This is a genomic window from Jejubacter calystegiae (assembly GCF_005671395.1).
Taxonomy (GTDB): Bacteria; Pseudomonadota; Gammaproteobacteria; order Enterobacterales; family Enterobacteriaceae; genus Jejubacter; species Jejubacter calystegiae.
Genome location: NZ_CP040428.1, coordinates 2,452,328 through 2,476,632, shown reverse-complemented (window position 1 = coordinate 2,476,632; position 24,305 = coordinate 2,452,328). Strand labels below are relative to the sequence as shown.

The 24,305-nt window shown below is 58.6% G+C and carries 17 protein-coding genes; 4 read left to right on the top strand and 13 right to left on the bottom strand.

Translation table 11 applies throughout. The features are described from left to right. Positions 1-7: 7 nt before the first annotated feature. The 6 genes from FEM41_RS11375 to tssH form a co-directional block, all read right to left on the bottom strand. Positions 8-2,359, bottom strand: coding sequence for a type VI secretion system Vgr family protein (locus FEM41_RS11375; RefSeq protein ID WP_196240482.1), 2,352 nt, complete (start codon positions 2,357-2,359; stop codon positions 8-10). A gap of 137 nt (positions 2,360-2,496) precedes the next feature. Further along, positions 2,497-3,552: a type VI secretion protein ImpA gene (locus FEM41_RS11370; RefSeq protein WP_138096084.1), complete on the bottom strand. Its 1,056-nt coding sequence runs from the start codon at positions 3,550-3,552 to the stop codon at positions 2,497-2,499. Position 3,553: 1 nt separating this feature from the next. After that, a complete protein-coding gene (locus tag FEM41_RS11365) occupies positions 3,554-4,615 on the bottom strand; it encodes a type VI secretion protein ImpA (protein ID WP_138096083.1) in 1,062 nt (353 codons plus the stop codon). A gap of 4 nt (positions 4,616-4,619) precedes the next feature. Beyond that, positions 4,620-6,077, bottom strand: coding sequence for a hypothetical protein (locus FEM41_RS11360; RefSeq protein WP_138096082.1), 1,458 nt, complete (start codon positions 6,075-6,077; stop codon positions 4,620-4,622). Between the two features lie 12 nt (positions 6,078-6,089). After that, positions 6,090-8,663, bottom strand: a complete 2,574-nt coding sequence (locus FEM41_RS11355; protein WP_138096081.1) for a type VI secretion system Vgr family protein — start codon at positions 8,661-8,663, stop codon at positions 6,090-6,092. Next, positions 8,663-11,308 carry a type VI secretion system ATPase TssH gene (gene tssH / locus FEM41_RS11350; protein ID WP_138096080.1) on the bottom strand — a complete coding sequence of 882 codons (2,646 nt, stop codon included), beginning with the start codon at positions 11,306-11,308 and terminating at the stop codon, positions 8,663-8,665. The genes FEM41_RS11355 and tssH overlap by 1 nt, the downstream gene beginning before the upstream one ends. On the opposite strand from tssH, the gene FEM41_RS24510 reads away from it, so the two are divergent. Then, a complete protein-coding gene (locus FEM41_RS24510) occupies positions 11,307-11,459 on the top strand; it encodes a hypothetical protein (RefSeq protein WP_168198782.1) in 153 nt (50 codons plus the stop codon). The genes tssH and FEM41_RS24510 overlap by 2 nt on opposite strands. Before the next feature lie 33 nt (positions 11,460-11,492). Here the strand turns inward: FEM41_RS24510 and hcp are convergent, their stop codons facing one another. The 6 genes from hcp to tssB are packed head-to-tail and all read right to left on the bottom strand — an operon-like array spanning position 11,493 to position 17,794. After that, entirely contained in the window at positions 11,493-11,984 is a 492-nt protein-coding gene (gene hcp / locus FEM41_RS11345) for a type VI secretion system effector Hcp (protein WP_001007319.1), read from the bottom strand. Between the two features lie 5 nt (positions 11,985-11,989). Beyond that, complete coding sequence (locus FEM41_RS11340) at positions 11,990-13,696, bottom strand: OmpA family protein (RefSeq protein ID WP_138096079.1); 1,707 nt, start codon at positions 13,694-13,696, stop codon at positions 11,990-11,992. Further along, positions 13,693-14,364 (bottom strand): type VI secretion system protein TssL, short form, encoded by a 672-nt coding sequence (tssL, locus tag FEM41_RS11335; protein ID WP_138096078.1) that lies wholly within the window; start codon positions 14,362-14,364, stop codon positions 13,693-13,695. Before tssL ends, FEM41_RS11340 begins: the two co-directional genes overlap by 4 nt. Beyond that, positions 14,361-15,665 carry a type VI secretion system baseplate subunit TssK gene (gene tssK / locus FEM41_RS11330; protein WP_241666631.1) on the bottom strand — a complete coding sequence of 435 codons (1,305 nt, stop codon included), beginning with the start codon at positions 15,663-15,665 and terminating at the stop codon, positions 14,361-14,363. The genes tssL and tssK overlap by 4 nt, the downstream gene beginning before the upstream one ends. Before the next feature lie 48 nt (positions 15,666-15,713). Then, the gene (gene tssC / locus FEM41_RS11325; protein WP_138096076.1) at positions 15,714-17,261 is read right to left on the bottom strand and encodes a type VI secretion system contractile sheath large subunit; all 1,548 of its coding nucleotides are present in this window, start codon (positions 17,259-17,261) and stop codon (positions 15,714-15,716) included. A 35-nt stretch (positions 17,262-17,296) separates the two neighbouring features. Then, positions 17,297-17,794, bottom strand: a complete 498-nt coding sequence (tssB, locus tag FEM41_RS11320; protein WP_138096075.1) for a type VI secretion system contractile sheath small subunit — start codon at positions 17,792-17,794, stop codon at positions 17,297-17,299. A gap of 758 nt (positions 17,795-18,552) precedes the next feature. Between tssB and copA the strand changes: the two genes are divergently transcribed. The 3 genes from copA to ybaK all read left to right on the top strand — a co-directional run bounded on the left by copA (position 18,553) and on the right by ybaK (position 22,476). Then, positions 18,553-21,066, top strand: coding sequence for a copper-exporting P-type ATPase CopA (copA, locus tag FEM41_RS11315; protein ID WP_138096074.1), 2,514 nt, complete (start codon positions 18,553-18,555; stop codon positions 21,064-21,066). A gap of 88 nt (positions 21,067-21,154) precedes the next feature. After that, positions 21,155-21,955: a TraB/GumN family protein gene (locus FEM41_RS11310; protein WP_138096073.1), complete on the top strand. Its 801-nt coding sequence runs from the start codon at positions 21,155-21,157 to the stop codon at positions 21,953-21,955. 41 nt (positions 21,956-21,996) lie between these two features. After that, on the top strand, positions 21,997-22,476 hold the full coding sequence (gene ybaK / locus FEM41_RS11305) for a Cys-tRNA(Pro)/Cys-tRNA(Cys) deacylase YbaK (RefSeq protein WP_138096072.1): 480 nt from the start codon (positions 21,997-21,999) through the stop codon (positions 22,474-22,476). Positions 22,477-22,482: 6 nt separating this feature from the next. Here ybaK and ushA read toward each other — a convergent pair whose 3' ends face one another. After that, positions 22,483-24,138, bottom strand: coding sequence for a bifunctional UDP-sugar hydrolase/5'-nucleotidase UshA (gene ushA, locus FEM41_RS11300; RefSeq protein WP_138096071.1), 1,656 nt, complete (start codon positions 24,136-24,138; stop codon positions 22,483-22,485). Between the last annotated feature and the right edge of the window lie 167 nt (positions 24,139-24,305).

Here is a 24,305-nt window from a genome sequence, read left to right as displayed (position 1 = left end):
CTCCTTGTCAGGAAAAGCTGAATTTACTGGAAGGCTCTGTGGTTTCAGGAGCCACATTCGGGAAGTCTTCAGGCTTGCTGGCCTGCAGTTGCCTGTCATAGTGCCCCGCCCGGGTCCGGTAATCCCCCAGGGTCGCCTGCTCAATAGCGTTTGCATCCAGTGTGATATAGCTTCCCCCCCCATTCAGCGTGATTTTCTTCTTCGCAATGATTCTTATCTCATCCTCGGTGCTGACAATACTGATTTCCTTACGCGCCAGCAGCGCCATCAGGTCATTCTGCGCCTGCACATTCACCGGCCCCTGGTTGGCTATCAGTTTGATCCCCAGTTTGCGCACAAACAGGCTCAGGGCGTTGCCCACCCCGATAAACAGATTTTTCACCACGCTGACGTCCGCATTCCTGCCAGCGGTGGCTATCAGGTTACGGCCTGCCGACACCTGCAGATGCTCTCCGCTGGTCAGCGCCATGCCGTCCGGCGCGCTCATCAGCACCACCGATTTTTTCAGGTCAGACAGTTTCTGCTCCAGCAGCGCTATCTGCGCCTGCACATCGGCCGGGTTCGCCGTCGCCGTCTGCGCATCCCCGGAGATATCGTTCATCTGCTCCCGGGCATTGCCCAGATTGCTGATAGCCGCCTGCATCTCCAGCACATCACCCTGCGCCTTCGCCTGGCCGTCCGCCGTAATAAACAGCCCTTTCTGCGCCCGTATCGCGCCCCAGCTGTCGGTGCGCAGCTCAAAGCCTTCGCCCCGCTTCTGTTTTTCGCTGTCCACCAGGTGGCCGAGATTTAGCTGACTCTTGCCGCCGTACTCGGTGGAGACCTTGATATGCTCCTGGCCGCGGCTGTCATCCAGGCGGATTTTGTTGTTGGCAGGGGTGCGCAGCACGTTGCGCTTGTAGTTCTGGATGGTGACGTGGTCCGGGTGGGCCGAATCGTGCAGTACACCGGCGATATAAGGCCGGTCCGGGTTGCCGTCTTCAAAGCCGATGGCCACTTCGGTGCCCGCCAGCAGCGGCAGGTGCAGGCCGTAGGTGTCCCCCGCGTAGGGGCGCGACTGGCGCACCCACAGGCTCTCGAACCCGGTTTCCCAGTTATCCCGGTCGAACAGCATGTTGACCCGGTAGCGGCCGTCGCGGTCGATATGGCCGTAGCTGTCGTTTTCGGTGGTGCTGGTCACCCGCGCCGGCAGGGTGCCGGCCATGGTGGGGCGGGCCGGGGGCGCCGGGCGGTAGCCGTAATCCGCGTTGTCCGGGATCCCTTCGAACCCGATCTCAAAGCTTTTATCGCGCCGGGCATGGCAGACCAGCTTTGTGATCGCCACGCCCTGACGGAAAATCTCCGTGACCTCCGGACCGCCGCTCACCTTCAGCACCTGGCCCGGCGCCAGGGAAGCACTGCTGGTCACCCCGGAAAGCACCGTCTGGCGGTTCAGGTAACGTTCATGGCGCAGGCGAGCGTAGAAGGCGCCGGATTCCGACTGTGGCTGCCGGTCGTAGCGGTTGCCGGGCGTCAGGTAATTGTCCGCGTAGTGGTAGGCCTCCCCGTAAGTGGTTTCGTCACCCCGGGTAATGTCCGCCTGCTGATCCATCTCTTCCAGCGCCTGGCGGTAGTTGTAGTCGCGAATACTGACCTGCTTTTCCACCACCTGGTAGCGGCTCTCCATATCCCAGACCGACTCCACGCCGTTATCCAGCTGCCCGGAAGGCGGCAGCGACGGCAGCAGGGGGCCCGCTTCATAACCCTGCTGACTGTCGCAGAATTCCACCACGTCGATGTTGAGGCGGGTGTCGGTGGTGAACCGGAACCAGATCCCCACCTCACCCAGCAGCCGGGTAATGAAGCGCAGATCGTCCTCGCCGTACTGCATCACCTGCTCGCGGCGGGGGTACTCGTTTGTCAGTGAGAACAGGAAATCCTGGCCGCGCATGCCGTGGCGCTCACGCAGGATCTTCTCCACAATCTGCGGCACCGACATATCCTGGTAGATGGCATTCTGATGTGACCGACTCAGCAGCGCCAGACGCGGCTCCAGGGTCAGGGCATAGCGGGTTTCGTCTTTTGAGGTAGACAGCCGCTCAAACCCTGCCACCACGCCCTGAATCACCCGCACGGTCTGCTGGATGTTAATGCCCATGCCCTGATTGACCGGCGCCCGCAGCGTCAGCGAGGCCGGCTTCATCAGCATCGCTTCCCGGGGAATGGCATGGTCGTCGCTGGTAAACTCAATACGGTAGCTGAAGGGGCGGCTCAGCGCCTCCTGTCCTTCAAAAGCCAGCACGTCCAGCGCAGCGCTGCACTCCTTCACCTCAAGCAGGTGGTGGCTGTGACTGAATATCAGATTTAGTGGGTTGGCCATTATGAAATTCCCTTCTCAATTATCCTGAATGACAACAGAGATCTGCGGATTATGCCGTTATTTAAAACATTCCCTGAACTATCACGGCGTGCTTTGAATAACGCTCTGACTAATGTGATATGTCGTGTTTTTTACGATTACAGGGTCAGCGGCCCGCCATCTTCCCGTTTTACCAGCGTCCAGCAGGCCCGCTGCTGAGAGTTATTCTCCCCCGGCAGATAAGGCAGCGCAGCCCCCTTACTGAGCGTGACGTGCTTCATCTCATTGCCGGTAAAGGCCGACCAGTCGCCGGAGTGAAGGGCTGGCTCTCCCGACCAGGCGCTTACCGGCTCACCTTTCCGGCTGAGATAACCCGCCTCGCGCTCCGGCCAGCTGTACAGCTCTTCCGGCGTGCCGTTGGGGAAAAAACCTTCCGGTGGGACATCGATATATTCGCCTTCGACCCGACGGATTAGCGTCCAGCCGGTTTCCGCCCAGCGGGATTCCGCCCAGCTGTAATCCCGTTTTCCCGTATCTTCATCCACCCATTCACTGCGTCTTACCCCCTGACGAACATTACGTTTTCTTTTAATTTGCTCGCTGGGATAAAGTAACTGAGCCGCGGCAAACTCCACGTCCGGCAGATAGATCCCGGTGATTATCGGCTGCTCTCCCGGCTCAATCCTGACGCTGCTGTCCAGCTGATAGCGCGGAATACGCCCCGGCAAATCAGCCAGACTGTATAAGCTGTTCAGCCCAAGATAGGTTAAATCACCTTCAACCCACAGTCCGCTGACAGTTAAGGAAAGCCGCTTATCAAGCTTATTCGCCTTACTTTCTGCCCTGGCGATGCGCATCTGCTCTTCATCGGTCATCCAGCCATCCCAGAATTCGCTGATTCCCTTATTGTAATAGCTCATCATAGAGCCAATATTAAACGCCAGCGGGTCATTGTGCGTCCGCAGGATATGGGCTCTGATATAGAATTCGCGGGCTGGCCTGATATTGGGTAGCACCCGGTTTCCCCATATTACATCCGCCTGCTTCCAGAGCGGATCCCCGCGGCCCCGAACCGGCAGCTCCTGCTGGTAACGGGCCAGGGCGGTCTCATGGGCGTCGATAACCTCAATTATCGCATCCCGGGTGGCGGCAATATGCTCCGCCGAGCTGTACTGCTCCAGTAAAAAACACTCCTGGGGGTGAAGTATCGCCATTCTAGCTTTCCCTGGTCAGCGGCCCGCCATCTTCGCGTTTTACCAGCGTCCAGCAGGCCCGCTGCTGAGAGTTATTCTCCCCCGGCAGGTAAGGCAGCGCAGCCCCCTTACTGAGCGTGACGTGCTTCATCTCATTGCCGGTAAAGGCCGACCAGTCGCCGGAGTGAAGGGCTGGCTCTCCCGACCAGGCGCTTACCGGCTCACCTTTCCGGCTGAGATAACCCGCCTCGCGCTCCGGCCAGCTGTACAGCTCTTCCGGCGTGCCGTTGGGGAAAAAACCTTCCGGAGGAACATCGAGGTATTCGCCCTCGACCCGGCGGATCAGCGTCCAGCCGGTTTCCGCCCAGCGGGATTCCTCCCAGCTGTAATCCCGTTTTCCCGTATCTTCATCCACCCAGTCACTGCGCCTTACCCCCTGCCGGACAGGCACATCTCCCGGATTCCAGTCACAGGGATACAAAAACTGAGCTGCGGCAAACTCCACGTCCGGCAGATAAATCCCTGTAACGACCGGAGCCTCGCCCGGCTCAATTCTGACGCTGTTGTCCAGCTGATAGCGCGGAATACGCCCTGGCAGATCCGCCAGGCTGTATAAGCTGCTCTGCCCAAGATAGGTTAAATCACCTTCAACCCACAGATCGCTGACGGTCAGGGAAAGCCGCTTATCGAGCTTATTCGCCTTACTTTCTGCCCTGGCGATGCGCATCTGCTCTTCATCGGTCATCCAGCCATCCCAGAACTCGCTGATGCCCCGGCGAAAATCCTTCATGGTATGCCCAATCCGAAAAGCCTGCGGATCGTTATGCGTTCTGTATATATAGGCATTAATATATTGCTCACGGGCTGTCCTGATATTCGGTAATACCCGATTTCCCCATACCACATCCGCCTGCTTCCACAGCGGCTCACTGCGACCCCGTACCGGCAATTCCTGCTGGTAGCGGGCATAGGCCGCCTCGTGGGCGTCGATAAATTCAATGATCGCATCCCGGGTGGCGGCAATATGCTCCGCCGAGCTGTACTGCTCCAGTAAAAAACACTCCTGGGGGTGAAGTATCGCCATCTTATTAATCCTTTTTTTCATACCAGTTATGTTTATTTTCCAGCTTCGGCAACCCGAGATAGGGAGATGCGGGGTCGCTGTCGGTATCCTGATAGCCCCAGCCGGTCTTCATGCGCGGCCCGGTAAACTCTTTTTTTAAATCAGCGGGGTCCAGTACAATCTGAACGGCACCGCCTTCCAGCGTATACTCCGGTGCCTCCCTTTTATATTGAGTTCCAGCTCTCCCTTCCCATACCTTCAGCGGCTTGCCTGGCGGCACGGTATACACCACATATTCGCCGTTTTCATTCCAGCTTTTCCAGACGGCAAAACGGCGCCGCCAGTCGCTTTTGGATTTCAGCGCCTTAAATTCGGCCTCCCGCATCCAGCAGATACTGTTATCCCCGGAGCCGGGATCCACCACCCGGTAAAGTTTTTCACCCGGCGGGATTTCCACGGCCTTCATGGAGTTATCGAAGGTATCGAACTTTCCGTTAAGCGGCGTTTTTCTTCCCTCAATATCACGAATATCCGGCCAGCCCTGTTCTATTTTTTTAGTATGCGTTGGCGTTAATCCCCTCAATGCAGGATACTGGTGCCGCTTTATCCCCTTATCCACCCAGTCCGGCTGCTCTTTTTTAAACGCTTCCAGCTCTTTCGCTGCCCGTTCGCCGCCCAGCACATGGTTATTGTTACCCACTTTTCCCCGGTACAGGTTATCGCCTTCCACCCTCAGGCGGTTGGCCAGTCTGTCCAGGTAATCGTTCACCGGCTTCAGGGCTTTTGCCAGCATCTCATCCGCCTTACGGCGAACGTCCATCAGCGTCTCCCACAGTTCTGCCACCGGGCGACGCAGCGATTCCGGGCCCCATGAAACCGCTTTATCCAGCAGGCTGCGGGTCACGCTCAGCAGTTCATCAAAGGCTTTCAGCAATGCCTTAACGGAAAGCGCTTTGTTCAGCTCCCTGACCCGCTTTTCCAGAAAAGCGTAGGCATTATGAATTTTTTTGGATTTCAACACATAACGCGTGGCGGGCATATCAAGGAACTTATTCAATAGCGCAATACTGGTATCAAGAGACTTCGCAATCGCGCTGCCGTTTTGGGTAGCGCTCATAAAGGTTTTACGCCCCGAAAGCAGCAGAACCTTCATACTTCCTTTAACCAGGGAGCCCAGGGTCGGGAAAAGCCCAATCAGAGTCAGTACCAGCGCGACCCACGACCACGTATTACTGTCATCTTCTTTAATCTTTTTACAGTTCGCCACCAGATCCCGGATATCACAGATCTGATCGACCAGCGGGATCATTGAGATCAGCGTACCCGTTACAACCTGCCCGGTGGTCTGATTCTCGTTAAAGTCGCCCTGAATGGTTTCCCACACCCATTCACCGGCAGCCTCCATTTTCCGGGTAAATCCTGAAAACCAGTCTTCCGGCGCAGGCTGATAAAAGGCCAGCGCATTCTGAAGATCCTTATCCATTATTTTTTCCTGTTAATCGGTAAAAGAAGTGTTGGCGGCCCGAATCAGTTCTGAGTATGGAGGCCAGGGTTCATCGGGCAGTGGCTCCGGTAACTGATAAGTCACTCTGGCATCCTCGTCCGGAACATTTTTATGCAGGGTATGACCATTATCATCCAGTACCCCCTGCAATACCTGCCCCCCCTCAAAAGCGATCTGATAAGCGGCTCCGGCTATCGGCTGGTTATTTTGGTCAAAAAAGTTAAGCGCAATATTAACGGCATTCATTATCGCCCCCGGGAGCGGTACCATTTCTGGTTTATTCTGCGCTTTTGTCTGCCTGTCGTAGTGCCCCGCCCGGGTCCGGTAATCCCCCAGGGTCGCCTGCTCGATGGCATTGGTATCAAGCCGGATATAGCTTCCGCCCCCGTTCAGCGTCAGCTTTTTGTTCGCAATGATCTTTATCTCATCCTCGGTACTGACAATGCTGATTTCCTTACGCGCCAGCAGCGCCATCAGGTCGTTCTGCGCCTGCATCTCCACCGGCCCCTGGTTGGCTATCAGTTTGATCCCCAGTTTGCGCACAAACAGGCTCAGGGCATTACCCACCCCGATAAACAGATTTTTCACCACGCTGACGTCCGCATTCCTGCCGGCGGTGGCTATCAGATTACGGCCTGCCGACACCTGCAGATGCTCTCCGCTGGTCAGCGCCATGCCGTCCGGCGCGCTCATCAGCACCACCGATTTTTTCAGGTCAGACAGTTTCTGCTCCAGCAGCGCTATCTGCGCCTGCACATCGGCCGGGTTCGCCGTCGCCGTCTGCGCATCCCCGGAGATATCGTTCATCTGCTCCCGGGCATTGCCCAGATGGCTGATAGCCGCCTGCATCTCCAGCACATCACCCTGCGCCTTCGCCTGGCCGTCCGCCGTGATGAACAGCCCTTTCTGCGCCCGTATCGCGCCCCAGCTGTCGGTGCGCAGCTCAAAGCCTTCGCCCCGCTTCTGTTTTTCGCTGTCCACCAGGTGGCCGAGATTTAGCTGACTCTTGCCGCCGTACTCGGTCGAGACCTTGATATGCTCCTGGCCGCGGCTGTCATCCAGGCGGATTTTGTTGTTGGCAGGGGTGCGCAGCACGTTGCGCTTGTAGTTCTGGATGGTGACGTGGTCCGGGTGGGCCGAATCGTGCAGTACACCGGCGATATAAGGCCGGTCCGGGTTGCCGTCTTCAAAGCCGATGGCCACTTCGGTGCCCGCCAGCAGCGGCAGGTGCAGGCCGTAGGTGTCCCCCGCGTAGGGGCGCGACTGGCGCACCCACAGGCTCTCGAATCCGGTTTCCCAGTTATCCCGGTCGAACAGCATGTTGACCCGGTAGCGGCCGTCTTTATCGATATGGCCGTAGCTGTCGTTTTCGGTGGTGCTGGTCACCCGCGCCGGCAGGGTACCGGCCATGGTGGGGCGAGCCGGGGGCGCCGGGCGGTAGCCGTAATCCGCGTTGTCCGGGATCCCTTCAAACCCGATCTCAAAGCTTTTATCGCGCCGGGCATGGCAGACCAGCTTTGTGATCGCCACGCCTTTACTGAAGATCTCCGTGACCTCCGGACCGCCGCTCACCTTCAGCACCTGGCCCGGCGCCAGGGAAGCACTGCTGGTCACCCCGGAAAGCACCGTCTGGCGGTTCAGGTAACGTTCATGGCGCAGGCGGGCGTAGAAGGCGCCGGATTCCGACTCTGGCTGTCGGTCATAGCGGTTGCCGGGCGTCAGGTAATTGTCCGCGTAGTGGTAGGCCTCCCCCCAGGTGGTTTCGTCACCCCGGGTAATGTCCGCCTGCTGATCCATCTCTTCCAGCGCATGGCGGTAGTTGTAGTCGCGGGTACTGACCTGCTTTTCCACCACCTGGTAGCGGCTCTCCATATCCCAGACCGACTCCACGCCGTTATCCAGCTGCCCGGAAGGCGGCAGCGACGGCAGCAGGGGGCCCGCTTCATAACCCTGCTGACTGTCGCAGAATTCCACCACGTCGATGTTGAGGCGGGTGTCGGTGGTGAACCGGAACCAGATCCCCACCTCACCCAGCAGCCGGGTAATGAAGCGCAGATCGTCCTCGCCGTACTGCATCACCTGCTCGCGGCGGGGGTACTCGTTTGTCAGTGAGAACAGGAAATCCTGGCCGCGCATGCCGTGGCGCTCACGCAGGATCTTCTCCACAATCTGCGGCACCGACATATCCTGGTAGATGGCATTCTGATGTGACCGACTCAGCAGCGCCAGACGCGGCTCCAGGGTCAGGGCATAGCGGGTTTCGTCTTTTGAGGTAGACAGCCGCTCAAAGCCTGCCACCACGCCCTGAATCACCCGCACGGTCTGCTGGATGTTAATGCCCATGCCCTGATTGACCGGCGCCCGCAGCGTCAGCGAGGCCGGCTTCATCAGCATCGCTTCCCGGGGAATGGCATGGTCGTCGCTGGTAAACTCAATACGGTAGCTGAAGGGGCGGCTCAGCGCCTCCTGTCCTTCAAAAGCCAGCACGTCCAGCCCGGCATTACAGTCCTTAACATCAAGCAGGTGGTGATTATGGCTGAATATCAGCTTCAGTAGACTGCCCATTATGCATCGCCTTTCTCATCATCAAACGCCATCACAATCCCTTCTTCCTCATCCCAGTCGAGGGTCAGGGTCTGCGGCTTCTGCTTCGCCGCCATATGGCTTAACAGCTGCTGGCTGAGTACCGGCAGGATCTGCTGATTCAGCAGGCTGTCGATATTGCGGGCGCCGGTGTCCGGCAGCAGGCAGGCGTCGGTTAAAGCGTCGAACAGCGCATCGCGGGTGTGGGTGGCGATGCCGTAGTGACGCGCCAGACGCTGGCGCACCTGGTCCAGCTTCATGCCCACAATGGCGCGCATCGCCTCCCTGCCCAGCGGGCGGTAGATAACCGTCTGGAAGCGGGCCAGCAGCGCCGGCTGGAAGTGGTCGCGCAGCATCGGGCGCAGCAGTTCGTGCAGGTCAGCTTCTGTGGCGTCCGGCTGGTCATCCAGCAGTTGCATCAGCGCGTCGCTGCCCAGGTTGGAGGTCATCAGGATCACCGTGTTACGGAAGTCAATTTCCCGCCCTTCACCGTCGCGCATAAAGCCGCGGTCAAATACCTGGTAGAACAGGTTCATCACGTCGCGGTGCGCCTTTTCCACTTCGTCGAGCAGCACCACGCTGTAAGGCCGCTTGCGCACCGCCTCGGTCAGAATGCCACCCTGGCCGTAGCCGACGTAGCCCGGCGGCGAGCCTTTCAGCTGGCTCACGGTGTGCGGCTCCTGATATTCAGAGAGGTTGATGGTGATCAGCGACTTCTCGCCGCCGTACAGGCAGTCCGCCAGGGTCAGCGCGGTCTCGGTTTTGCCGGTGCCGCTGGGGCCGACCAGCAGAAACACACCCTGGGGACCGTTTTCGGCCGTCAGCCCGGTTTTGGCCGCGCGCAGGCGTTGGGCAATGGCGGCAAGCGCCACATCCTGCCCGACCACCCGTTTGCCGATTTCCGCTTCCAGGGTCAGCAGTTCAGTCTGCTCGTCCTTCATTAATGAGGAGAGCGGCACGCCGGTCCAGTCGGCAATCACATTGGCCACGGTGCGGGCATCGACATCCGGCATCAGCAGCGCCTGCGACTGTTGCAGCTCTGCCAGCGCCTGCTGGAGTTCGGCAATTTCCGCCTGGCGGGAGATATCGGCGCGACAGTCCAGCAGCCGGGCAGTGAGTTCTTTTTCCTGACGGTACTGCTGCTCCAGCACATCCTGCTGTTCGCGCAGGCTTTCCATCCGGGTATCGATGGCCGCCAGCCGTTCACCATCGCCGTGATTACCGACGGCGATATCTTCCAGCAACGCCTGCTTTTCCATTTCCAGGGCGGTGATGGCGGCACCCAGACGTACTATCTCTTCCGGCACGGTGTCCAGGCTCATGCGCACCCGGGCTGCGGCGGTATCCAGCAGATCCACGGCTTTATCCGGCAGCTGGCGGCCGGTCAGGTAGCGACGCGAGAGCGTGACCGCGGCTCTGACCGCTTCATCGGTGATATGCACCCCGTGGTGCTGCGCGTAGCGCGGTTTCAGGCCCCGCAGCATCAGGCAGGCGGTGTCGTCGTCCGGCTCGTCCACTAAAACCCGCTGGAAGCGGCGCTCCAGCGCGGCATCGCGCTCAAAATACTGTTTGTATTCGCTCCAGGTGGTGGCGGCAATGGTGCGCAGCTCGCCGCGGGCCAGCGCCGGTTTCAGCAGGTTGGCGGCATCGGCGCCCCCGGCCTGATTACCGGCGCCGATAATGGTGTGGGCCTCGTCGATAAACAGCAGCACCGGCGTGGGCGACTGCTGCACCGCCTCAATAATATTTTTCAGCCGCTGCTCGAATTCGCCTTTCACGCCCGCGCCTGCCTGAAGCAGACCCAAGTCCAGGGTTCGCAGGGTCACGGGCTTCAGGCTTTCCGGCACGTTACCTTCGGCAATACGCAGCGCCAGTCCTTCCACCAGCGCGGTTTTACCCACGCCAGGCTCGCCCACCAGAATCGGGTTGTTCTTGCGGCGCCTGGAGAGGATGTCCACCATCTGGCGGATCTCGTTATCACGGCCAAACACCGGGTCGATCTTCCCCTCTTTCGCTTTGGCCGTCACATCCAGGGTGAACTTATCCAGCGCGTTTTGCAGCGCAGGGGAAAGCCCCCCCTCTTTTATCTCCGCGTCTGCCGGGCGGCCGACCATTTCCACCTCGCCGCCCTGCGCCAGTTCCGCCTCCTGCTGCACTTCCGGGCGCTCGTCTGACTGAGCGTCCAGCAGACCGCGCAGTCGTTCCAGCTGGCTCTGCCCCAGGGTCAGCAGAGGCCACAGGCCGTCGCACTGCGCCAGCTTCGGGTTTTCCGTCAGCGCCATCAGCAGATGGAGGCTGCGGATTTGCTCTTCCCCCGCCAGCGAGGCCCGCAGCCAGGCCTGCTGCATCAGGGTCTGGATATTGTCCGAAAGCTGCGGGCGACCGCGAACCGAACGCGGTCGCTGATCCAGCCAGCCCAGCAGATCCTGCCACAGGTTGTCCATATCCCATTCGTAACGGCGCGCCAGTACCGTCAGATCTCCTTCACCCTGCTCCAGCAGCTTCAGCAGCCAGTGCTCCGGCAGAATCTCCGCATGGGCGCGGGTCTGGCACAGCGTGGCAGCGCCTTCCATCGCACGGGCGCAGTAAGGGTTAAGACGGCGTAACAGGATGGCGGGATTTTCCATGAGTTTCTCTCTTTATCGGTTGCAGGCAGGCATGCTACCGCCCGTCGCCGTTGCCCCAGGCGCATCAGGTACGGAAAGCAGTCATGTGGTGGTGTTCTTTGCTGAAAGCCCGCTACCCGCAGGCGCTCAGCAAATTTCCCCCTCACCCTGACCCTCTCCCCGGAGGGGAGAGGGGAACAAGGGCTTACGCGGTGGCGCGTTCGTTCCAGGAATCGGAATGAATGATGTTGCCGTCCTTGTAGGTCCAGGTGATTTTTTCGTAGCGCAGTTCGATCTGCTCCAGGTGGTTATGCTTCTCGAAGCTCGGGTCTTTGATGTCGTGCATCACCGGATTCACCTTCACCACCTTCACGTTTTCCAGTTTGGTGTTGAAGTACTCCACTTCCTGGCCCGCGTCGTTGATTTTGTACCACTTGAATTCCGCGGATTTCAGGGTCTGACCGGTGGTCACCGCCTTGTACAGGTACGGGCTGGAGGAGTCGATTTCCTTGGTGAACAGGAACGGCGTGTGGATACGGGTGCCGGTCAGCTTGCCGGTGTTGTTGTCGGTCGGGATGTACAGGTTATGCTCCTGAGCAACGACCTCGATGCTGCCTTCACGATCCTGAACGTCCACAGACCCTTTAATGTCCGCGCCGCCGTCGTCTTTCAGCCACAGATAAACTGGGATTGCCATCGTAATTACTCCATTTCATGTTGTGATGCGCCATCATCCTGCGATGACGTGGTGGTAACGCCCGGTACCTGACAGGCATTCGCCTGCGGTACCAGGCTGATCTCGACACGGCGGTTCTGCGCGCGGCCTTCCGGCGTGTCATTGTTGGCAACAGGGCGGCTTTCACCATAGCCCTGCACCGCGAAACAGCTTTCCGGCACGTCGCCGGTATCGCGCATCCAGTCACGCACCGCTTCGGCGCGCTTCAGGGAGAGCGTCTGATTCAGTTGCGGATTGCCGGTGTTATCGGTATGGCCGGACACAACAATCAGCCAGCCGGGCTTCGCTTTGATGCCGACCAGCGAGTTAACCAGCATTTTGGTGGAACCGGTTTTCAGATCAGATTTGCCGGAATCGAACAGCGACATGCTGTCGAGGCGTACGATTTTCGGCACCGGCTTCGGTTTGGGTTTGGGCGGAGGTGGAGGCGGGACATATGAGCTTATCGCCTCCAGTAGCGGCATTCGCAGGCGTTCACCCTGATATAACCCCAGTCCCAGACGAGAGGGCTCACCGTTTCGGGCATGGTTATCCAGTTCAGCGGCGTCCAGACGCAGCGTTTTCACGGCTTCCGCTTTCGGCCCGTAATCCTTCATGGCAATGCGCTGGTAGTGGCTGATATCGAACGTCACACGTTTTATCAGTTGCCGGTTATTCCAGGCGCTACTGCATAAGGCCACGATCGCCGCCAGCGTGAAAATCGTCAGCCCGCAGCGCCACGCCCGCTGGCGTGGTGTCAGTCCGCGGCCTTCAGGCAGCAGGGGCAGAATAAAATCCGGTAACAGCGTGCCTGCCGGGGCCGCGCTTTCAGAAGGCTGCCAGCCCTCCACCTGGTTTAGTGCCGTGTGCTGGCGCAGCCAGTCATGCCAGAGCGATGACGGCAGGGCGCCATTCAGTGCCGGACCCAGCCGCCACAGCACCGCGGTCGGACTGATAACAGGCATATCCGGATTTTCACGGACAAAAGCGGCAGTCACATGACTCCCAAACCAGGTCATCAGGCTGTTCATCAGGATCTGCTGGCGTATGGCCATTGCCCCACCGGTCGTGACCTGGCTGGCGACAGAAATCGGCGCCGCCGACTCACGCCAGACGCTAACTGGTTCTCCCGCAACAGCGGCCTGCCAGATATCGCTTCGCTTCATCATACTGCCGACATGCGCACTCAGAATCAGCGGAACGGCATGCCCTGTCTCACGACGCAGTTGACTGACCTGCCAGCGCAGAGCGAGCAAATGGCGCTCCAGCGCCGCCTGATCCTGGTGCTGCTGCGGGCAGACAGAAATCATCACCGACAGCTGGCGCCCCCAGTCCGGACGATCCCGTAACAGCTGACGGGCGACATGGTCCAGCTCCTGCTCCTGCTTAACCCGGATCCAGCAGCCGTCATCCACCGTCAGTACCGGCGAGCCATCCGGCCAGGGCGCTGGCAAATCGCCACAGACCAGTACGATGGGTCTGCGCCAGCGGGCATCGGGCAGATTATCCAAGCTGGCTGCCATTTCCGGCGTCGGCGCGCGCCGTCTTAGCCAGAGCAGCGCCGCCAGCCCACCCCAGACCAGCAGCGTCAACAGGAGAGCAACTGACTGGGAAACCGGCAGAAAGACCAGACAAACGACCGCCGTCAGCAAGGCCGTCCACAGCGCCAGCCAGCGACGTACCGCAGCACTCATGTCACGGCTCCTGGCAGCAGTGTGGCCAGCAGGCTATCCAGCCAGTGATTCAGTCCCCACCACAGTGCCGCCAGAATCAACAGGGAAAACGCGATACGAACAGGCCAGCTGGCCAGCCAGCCTGCAACACCACACCCTCCTTTTCTTCCGGCCACCACCGGCGCCGTCTGCGGATAGCTAAAGGGCGGAACCTGCGCCGTCAGCGCCTGCACCAGTTTTTCCCGGGCCGGATCGCTAATCGAACGATACTCCCCCAGAAAACCCAGTATCATGACCCGGTGAAAACAGGTCAGTACGATCTGTTCAGGCGCCGGCTCACGCAGGACCTCCCGCATGCGATCGCACAGTTCATCACCGGCATCAATGGTGCCCAGAAAATGGCCCTGCAGGGGGACGTCATACCACTGCACGCAGGCATCATCCTGCACACCACGCCCTTTAACCACTTCATCAATCAGCGCACACTGCGCATAAAGAATATCCCGGCAGCTCTGTTCATCGTAGCCAGCCTGTTTCAGAGCCAGCTGCACCCGCTCTGCATCGGCCACACAACGCTCCCACAACAGCCGCCCTTCCTCGCCCTGAAAAACGGGACCATGGCGCAGGCTGATGACCTGCAACCAGGTGTTCTGCAGCAGCGCATCAATATCCATGTTTTTTTCACTCATGTTCTCAGCACCGCAAACAGTTCAAGCTCGGGCTCCCCCAGGGTGCCCGGGACGTAAAACATACAGTTGCCGCTCTGGAGCATCTCCTGCGCGGCCGGATGGGCCAGATCGAGGGAGAAATACTGGTTTTCCAGACGCAGAGGAATGGCGGCCGGCACATGACGCAGGGGCTTCAGGGGGATCCCCTGACGGGAAGCATTGACCAGACTGGTGACATAGTCCGGGCTACCAGCCTTACACTGACGCGGGAATTGCTCCTGCAGTTGTGCCACCGACATGGGCGAGCGAACGGACAGATAATAGTCAGCCCCTTCACGCAGCCGGGGATCGTGCAGCCGGGCCAGCCACTGATGCAGGCGCTTATCGTGCTCCAGTTCAACGGCCACCACCCGCGAGGGCAGGCTGGCTTCCAGCAACTCACTGAGCAGATCGAACAACGGGGGGAAAACCTCATTCAGTTGCTCATGCTGCCAGGCAGGGATGTCGCTTACCTGATGCTCCAGTGAAAAGGTCAGCAATCCTCCGGCCAGACGGGCCAGCTCTGTCCAGAGGCGCTCCGGCGCACTCTGTGGAAAACGCTGAAACTGCCCCAGCACCGGCTCGGCGCTGTTCAGGGCATTCAGCAGCCAGAACAGCGACACATCCGCCACCGCGAAATCCGCCATCCGTTCATTGCTTTCACGGCGCATGGACATCAGGCGGATAAGCCTGGCCCGTAAACGGGTCATCAGCAGTTCCAACTGCGCCATCAACCAGCGGCTGGCCTTCAGTGTCAACAGCGGCGGCAGAAAGGCATCATCGAGCATCCAGTTACCCTGCGGATCCTGCAACAGACGCGCTACCGGGCAGGTCAGATAATCGCTGTTATCCTGGTGCGCCAGGCGTAGCGTCAGTTCCGGCTGCAGAATGGCTATCTGACGGTCATCATCGCCAAACTGGTTGCGGACATCCCGCCAGCGCTGGCGAAAACGCACAGGACGTTCTGCAATTTCATCCGGCTTCAGACAGTTGCCACCATTGGCACGCAGCAGCGGTAATGCCAGCACCACCACCGCCTCGCCCTGTACGTCATCAAGTACCAGCGCCGACGGTAAAGCATCGCCATTATCGGTATCAATCAGCGTCCCATCCTGAAAACGGACATTCAGGTGACGGGGCTGAAGACGCCCCAGCTTCAGGGCATCTGGCTCAAAGGTCGCCTGCAAAACGCCCCAGGGATGATTCAACCCCATCCGGGCAATACATTCGTCAGACCAGGCCGCAAATGCGGCCTGCTGCTGAAAGTGCTGGGGCGAGACCATAATCCCTCGCCCCCACAAGGGTTGGACTGTCTTCACGGCACCTCCGCCTTACGCTTTCGCCTTCGGCATCTGGCTGACCAGAGACAGGTTGACGTCCATCCCTTCCACCTGGAAGTGCGGGATGGCGTAGAGCTTCACGCGGAAGAATCCCGGGTTGTCCTCGATGTCTTCCACCACCACTCTGGCGTCGCGCAGCGGGTGCGAGGCCTGCAGTTCGTCACCCGGATCGGTCATCTCGGTCACCAGGGTGCGTACCCAGGTGTTCAGTTCCAGCTCCAGCAGGCGGCGGTCCTTGGTGGTGCCGATATTTTCGCGCTGAATCAGTTTCAGGTAGTGAGCGATACGCGACAGCAGGAAGATGTACGGCAGGCGCGCGTTAATGCGGCTGTTGGCGGTGGCGTCCGCGGTGTCGTACAGCGCCGGTTTCTGGGTCGAGTTGGCCGAGAAGAAGCAGGCGTAGTCGCGGTTCTTGTAGTAGGAGAGCGGAATAAAGCCCAGATTCGAAAACTCGAACTCGCGGGTTTCCGGGATCATCACTTCCGACGGGATCTTCACCTGGTTGCCGGTGCCCAGATCGTACAGGTGGATCGGTAGATCCTGTACCGCACCACCGGCCTGGGGCCCGCGGATCTGGACACACCAGCCGTTATTGATAAAGCTGCGCACCATATTGGCGGCAAAGGCGAACGAGGCGTTGGTCCACAGGTATTTCTCGTGATCCGGCCCCTTAACCTCTTCCACATAGTTAAAGCTGCGCACCGGTACGGTATCCGGCCCGTAGGGCAGACGCCCCAGCACCCGCGGCATAGTCAGGCCAATGTAGCGGGAATCGTCGGTGTCACGGAACGACTTCCACTTGATGTATTCGGCGCGGTCGAAGTAGTTGCCGATATCCTTGATAGCAGCGACGTCTTCCATACTCTCTTTCAGGAAGAACTTCGGTCCCACCGAGCCGATAAACGGCATATGGGCGGCGGCAGACACTTTGGAAATGTTGCGCAGCAGCGCCACATCCTGGGCCGAAGCGTCGAACTCGTAAGACGAAATCAGCGCGGCAATCGGCTCTCCGCCGGGGGTGTCGTATTCATCGATATAGGTCTGTTTGTACAGGCCGCTCTGGATGATTTCCGGGGAGTCTTCGAAATCCTGACGCAGGTCTTCTTTCGACAGATCGAGGATTTCCAGCTTCACATTCTGGCGGAAATCGGTCTTATCCACGGTATGTTTCAGGCCGCGCCACAGTGATTCCACTTTCTGGAATTCGGGATGGTGCATTACCGCGTCCAACTGGCGGCTGATCTGGCTGTCCAGCTCGGCGATGTGGTGATCCAGCAGGGTCTTGTCGAGCTTCTCTACCTTCGAGCCGGACTGTTTCAGGCGCTCCAGGAAGATCTGCATGGCGGCGGTTACGCGCTCGTCTGCCGTGGCGTCCGACATAGCCTGGTTATCCTGCCAGGACTCCAGGGCGCTCAGTTTATCCACCGGACTCAGATGAATTTTTTCAAACAGGGAGGCATACACGCCACCGGCTTCAGAACGTTCCACTACCACGCTTTCGCCGCCGGCGACCGATTCATTTTTTACAGACATCAGCATTTTCTCTCGTTAATCCGTTAAACACAGGGCCTTTGTTACGCCTGTTGCGGCGCCAGGGCGGACAGTTCATTACGCAGCTCATCGCTGAGCGCCGGATCCCGCAGGATTTTTTCCAGCTCCTTACGGAAAGTGACGTTATCCAGCAGGTTCGCTTTGAGATCGCGCAACAAATTACGCATCGCCAGCATGGCTTTCAGTTGCGGGATCTGGCGAGCTACCTGCTCCGGCGTGAAATCTTTCATATCACGGAAGGTCAGGTTGATATTTTCTTCGCTGCCGTCACCGGCCAGGGTGTTTTCAACGGTGAGGTTTACTGAAGGGGAAAATTCCGAGAGGACACTGTTAAAGTTATTTTTATTGACGTTAACCTTCTCTCTTTCTGACAGGGGCGCCGTTTCCTGACCGTTACTGAAATCGCCGGTCACCAGTAGTTTGAGCGGCAGCTCAGTTTTCTTACTCGCCCCTCCGGTATGCAGGTCAAGTTTCAGGTTAATGCGGGCTTTGGGTATCTCTTTCTGGAAGCTGTCGCTCATAAATCCCTCTTTGATCGCTGTGTGAATAGTTTCTGAAATTGCGTTTCCTTACTTGCCATATTAGAGCATTCATCTACATACGTTCAACATTGCAGATCATAGATCTTCAATTAGAAGATTCTTAAGAATTTTCGCCTGTTAAAAATCAAAACAAAATCCCATACAAAGAACAAAAAACAACCTATAATTCCAGTTATAAAATAAAAACCAGGACAATCGACAATGCGAGAGAATAAAAACAAGATAAATTACATATTTAATTCATTAAAATGATTTAAATCAATGAAAACCAGATTACACAAAAATAACACCGATGCGAGAAACATCGTCCAGCGAATGAAAACACCATACAACCTGAAAATATATTGCCGATGGATGCAGTGTATGAGGATTCACTGCTCACAGAACGGAGTTTTATAAGATTTGTCGCAATCATTACATGAATATTCTTAAACAGAAGACTTATGGCAAAAGTATATTAGTCACTACCTTTCACCGCAGAATTATAGAAATGCCATGACCGGCGTTCGTTTTTCTGAGAGTTTGTTCGGTGTGTTCCTTAACGACGTTGAACTACGGGTTAAGTCCACTTCTCTGTTTCCAGCGATATTTATACTCTGTCTTGCTGTGTACTTCTGGCTGATGGCTCGTTTCGGATAAAGAAGTAAAGCCCTTGACCTTCCCCTTGCTGGAAGGTTTAAGCTTAATCACAGTGAATAAACCGGGTCGCGCTATGGCCCTGAATCGAGGAGTCTGATATGTCTCACGTCATTGATCTTACGTTGGATGGCCTCTCCTGTGGCCACTGCGTAAAACGCGTTAAAGAGAGTCTGGAACAGCGTCCGGATGTCGAACAGGCAGAGGTCACTATCGACCACGCCACCGTAACCGGTAGCGCCAGCGCCGACGCCCTGATCGCCACCGTGCAACAGGCCGGATACGGCGCAGAGCTCAGCCACCCAAAGGCTAAACCGCTGACGGAGTCATCAATCCCGTCGGAAGCGCCGACAGCGGTTCCCTCACAGCTTCCGGCTGCCTCTGCCAACAGTAACGACGATGACGACAGCCTGCAGCTGCTCATCAATGGTATGAGCTGCGCCAGCTGCGTCACCCGGGTGCAAAACGCGCTGCAGGGCGTTGCGGGTGTCAGCCAGGCGCGGGTAAATCTGGCGGAGCGCACCGCGCTGGTGATGGGCAGTGCCTCCGCCGCCGATTTAGTGAAAGCGGTAGAAGGAGCAGGCTACGGCGCTGAAGCCATCGAAGATGACGCTATACGCCGCGAACGCCAGCAGCAGACCGCCCAGGCAGCGGTAAAACGCTTCCGCTGGCAGGCGATCCTGGCTCTGGCGGTTGGGATACCCGTCATGGTCTGGGGCATGCTCGGTGACAATATGATGCTGACCGAGGAGAACCACAGCATCTGGCTGGGTATCGGTCTGCTCACCCTGTTGGTCATGGTAGTAGCTGGCGGCCACTTCTATCGCAGCGCATGGAAAAGCCTGCTCAACCGCAGCGCGACCATGGACACCCTGGTGGCCCTGGGGACCGGTGCCGCCTGGCTCTACTCGATTAGCGTGAACCTCTGGCCGAATTTCTTCCCGGAAGCGGCGCGCCACCTCTATTACGAGGCCAGCGCCATGATTATCGGTCTGATTAACCTTGGCCATATGCTGGAAGCCCGGGCCCGCCAGCGCTCGTCGAAAGCGCTGGAACGCCTGCTGGATCTGACGCCCCCCACCGCCCGGGTGGTAGATGAACAGGGCGAGCGTACGCTTCCCCTGTCAGAAGTGCAGCCTGGGATGGTCCTGCGCCTGACCACCGGCGATCGGGTGCCGGTGGATGGCGCAATCACCCAGGGCGAGGCCTGGTTTGATGAAGCCATGTTAACCGGCGAGCCAGTGCCGCAACAGAAAGCCAGCGGCGAAGAGATTCACGCCGGTACCCTGGTACAGGACGGCAGCGTGCTGTTTCAGGCAAGCGCCGTCGGCGGCCATACCACCCTGGCGCGCATTATTCGTATGGTCCGCCAGGCCCAGAGCAGCAAACCGGAAATTGGCCAACTGGCGGATCGCATCTCGGCCATCTTTGTGCCGGTAGTGGTCGCCATTGCCCTGGTTAGCGCCGCCATCTGGTATTTCTTCGGTCCGGCGCCGCAGATCGTCTACACCCTGGTGATCGCCACTACGGTACTGATTATCGCCTGTCCCTGCGCTCTTGGGCTGGCAACGCCGATGTCGATTATCTCCGGCGTGGGTCGGGCAGCGGAATTCGGCGTGCTGGTTCGGGACGCCGACGCCCTGCAGCGCGCAAGCGAGCTGGATACTCTGGTGTTTGATAAAACCGGCACCCTGACCGAAGGCAAACCGCAGGTGGTGGCTATAGAAACCGCGCCGCATATTAATGCCGACCAGGCCTTACTGCTGGCAGCCGCGCTGGAACAGGGCTCCAGCCACCCGCTGGCGCGCGCTATTCTGGAAAAGGCTGGCGGACAGACGCTGCCGCAGGTTGACGGCTTCCGTACCCTGCGCGGTCTGGGAGTCAGCGGTAGCGCGGAAGGCCATACCCTGCTGCTCGGCAATCGCGCCCTGCTGAGCGAACAGGGTATCGACTGCGGCCCGCTGGAAGCCCGCATCGAAGCCCATTCCGCCGAAGGCACCACGCCAGTGCTGCTGGCGCAGGATGGCGCAGTCGCGGCGCTATTCGCCATCCGCGATCCGCTGCGCGAAGACAGTGCTGCCGCACTGGCGCGACTGCACCGCGAAGGCTACCGGCTGGTGATGCTGACCGGCGATAACCCGACTACCGCCGGGGCTATCGCCCGGGAAGCGGGTATCGACGAAGTCATTGCCGGTGTTCTGCCAGACGGCAAGGCACAGGCCATTATCCAGCTACAGCAGCAGGGTCGTAAGGTGGCGATGGTGGGCGACGGTATTAACGACGCCCCGGCGCTGGCGCAGGCCGATGTGGGTATCGCTATGGGCGGCGGCAGCGATGTGGCTATCGAAACCGCTGCTATTACTCTGATGCGCCACAGCCTGACCGGCGTGGCGGACGCGCTGGCTATCTCGCTCGCTACGCTTCGCAATATGAAACAGAACCTGCTGGGAGCTTTTATTTACAACTCGCTGGGCATCCCGATCGCCGCCGGTATTCTCTGGCCGCTGACCGGCACCCTGCTGAACCCGGTGGTGGCAGGCGCCGCCATGGCGCTTTCTTCCATTACGGTGGTAAGCAACGCCAACCGGCTACTGCGGTTTAAGCCTAAGCAGTAATTCGAACGGAATGGTCCGATAGCTCTCCCGACAATTGCGCCCCGCCATGCGGGGCGTTAGCATGGCCTTTTCAGTCAGGGAATGCGCCATGGGTTTGTTCAGCCGTCTCCATACTCTCTTTTCCCGCTTCGGGAGTCACAGTTACCCCTGGCCCGCCCTTGATATTACCCTTCCCGGTCAGCGCCACCTGCATCTGGTGGGCAGTATTCATATGGGCACGCCCGATATGGCGCCGTTACCGACGCGTCTGGTGCGCAAACTGCGCGAAGCCGATGCGCTGGTGGTCGAAGCCGATATCAGCGGCAGCGATTCGCCGTTCTCCAGCCACGGTGAAGAACCGCCGCTGGAAACACGCCTGAACCAGAAAACGCTGGAACACGCCCTGAAGCTGCTACGGGAGCTGAATATCCCGCTGGAGAACGTCGATAACCTGCCGCTGTGGCAGATAGCGCTGCTGCTCCAGGCTCATCAGGCCCAGAAACTGGGACTGCGCCCGGACTACGGCATCGACTATCAGTTGATTCAGGCGGCGAGCCAGTTTCAGTTGCCGGTGCGGGAGCTGGAAGGCACCGGGAATCAGCTGACGCTGCTGCAAACGCTGCCGGATGCCGGGCTGGGACTGTTGCAGGATACGTTGATTCACTGGCATACCAACGCCCGTCTGCTGCAAACCATGATTAGCTGGTGGCTGAAATCGCCGCCTGCGGCACCCGATCCCTCGCTGCCCAGCACCTTCAGCAATGAGCTCTACGATGTGCTGATGGTACAGCGCAACCGGCAGTGGTACGATTTCCTGCACAAGCTTCCACCCGGCCGCTATGTGGTGGCCGTAGGCGCACTGCACCTTTATGGCGAGAGCAATCTCCCCAGCCTGCTCCGGCAGCGCTGATCCGCGCAGATCGCGCCATTCGGATCAACAAGAAGGAAATCATGACTCCCGCAGTTAAACTCCTGGAAAAGAATAAGATCGGCTTTAAGGTTCATACTTACGATCACGATCCCACTGAGACCAACTTCGGTGATGAGGTGGTACGCAAACTGGGACTCAATCCGGAACAGGTTTATAAGACGCTGCTGGTAGCGCTGAATGAAGATATGAAGCACCTTGCGGTGGCAGTAACACCGGTTGCGAGCCAGCTCGATCTTAAAAAAGTGGCTAAGGCCTTTGGCGTAAAGAAAGTGGCGATGGCCGATCCCCAGGTGGCGCAGCGTTCCACCGGCTATCTGGTGGGCGGCATTAGCCCGCTGGGGCAGAAAAAGCGCCTGCCGACGGTGATAGATGCGCCAGCCGCTGAATTTGCCACCATCTTTATTTCTGGCGGCAAACGCGGGCTGGATATTGAACTGGCGGCGGCGGATCTGGCGAAACTGCTGAATGCGCAGTTCGCCGATATCGCACGCCACGGCTAAGCCGGATTAGCGCCAGCTCACTTCGCCCTTCGGCGCCAGGGCGTCGGCATCGATGGGCGAATTCTGTTCGATATACTGCTTGAGCACTTCAGCATCGATAAAACCGCTATTCACATAGCCCGAATGGTCATCGAGTTTGGGATAACCATCGCCCCCGGCGGCGTTAAAACTCAGGGTCGCCATCCGGTAGGTTTTATTGGCGTCGACAGGCTGCCCTTTAATGGTCAACGCCTTGATCCCCGAACCTTCAATCTGCATTCCCACATTCGCGAACTGCGGGTAAGCCCCGGAATTGGGCGTCTTCTGCGCGACCGCCGTCAGATAGCGAACCACGTCGCTCCCCTTCATATCAACGTACGCCAGGGTATTACCAAACGGCTGAACCCGCAGCACGTCGGCATAGGTGATATCCCCCGCCGTAATGGAGTCACGAATACCACCGCCGCTCATCACAGCAAAGTCAGCCCCGCTGCGCGCCATCAACCCGTTAAGAATAAGCCTCGCCAGATTGGTCTGTTCGAAACGCACTTTGTCACGATCGCCTTCCAGCCGCGCGTTGACGCTACCAATCTTCACCTTAAGCTGGGCCTGCCCTTTACGCTGAAAAGGGGCCAGCAGGCTAATCATGCGCTGATTTTCCGGGATCTGCGGCGCATACAGTACCCGTTCGCGCTTGCCGTCGCCCCAGTCGATAGTGCGTTTCAGATTGACCGGCAGTAGCTGATAGTTCACCAGCGTCATCTCGCCGTTACGAAATTCAAAATCGGCACGCCCGACATATTTGCCCCATTCGTGGGCCTGGACTATCCAGGTGCCGTTCTGGCGATCCGGCTTGCAGGCGGTGCCCGGGATATAGTCGCGCTGCTTTTTATTCTCCGCCGCCATACAGACCGGATCCTGCGAGTGACCGCCGACGATCAGCGCCAGCGCGCCGGGCTCCATGGCGCGGGCCAGCTCCACATCGCCAGGCGCGTTGGATCCATGATTGCCGTTATCGTAATGGCCCATATGGGTGACGGCGATAATGGCATCCGGCTTTTCGTTCTGCTGAAGCTCCTGAATCACCAGCTTCGCCTCGCCGGCGGGAGAACGAAACTCGATATCCTGCAAATATTCCGGATTGCCAATTCGCGCGGTGTCGTCGGTGGTCAGGCCGATGACCGCGACCTTCAGTCCCTGAGGGGTAAACAGCGTCCAGGGCTTAAACAGTCGCTCGCCGCTGCTTTTCTGGTAGATATTGGCGGAAAGGAAGGGGAACTTCGCCAGCTTCTCCTGCTGGCGCAGCACCGTAAGCGGGTTATCGAATTCATGATTGCCCACCGCCATGGCGTCGTAACCAATCAGATTCATGCCGCGAAAATCGGGTTCAGCGTCCTGGAGATCGGATTCCGGCACCCCGGTATTAATATCGCCGCCGGAGAGCAGCAGCACGCTGCCGCCCTGTAGGGAAACCTCTTTGCGAATCCTGTCCACCAGCGTCTTCTGCGCCGCCAGGCCATACTCACCCTGGTCGTTGCGCCAGAAATGGCCGTGGTGATCGTTGGTATGCAGAATGGTAATTTTATAGGTTTTATCTTTTTCCCAGCCGAACGCTGGCGACCCCAATGCCAGACAAACCGCCGCCAGCGCGACAATCAGCGTGCCCTTCACCCCTGAGTGCATCTCAGTATCTCCGTATTCATTATATAAACACTCTGCAAAGCATAGCCCCGCTACGACTTTTCTCCACGCCCGGGTACAGGTATGGTAGCAGAGGCATCCCGCACGGGAGAGTCACCTGCATCTATTCCGGCGCTTTCGAGTACCCACGGAGCGATCGAATAATTCAG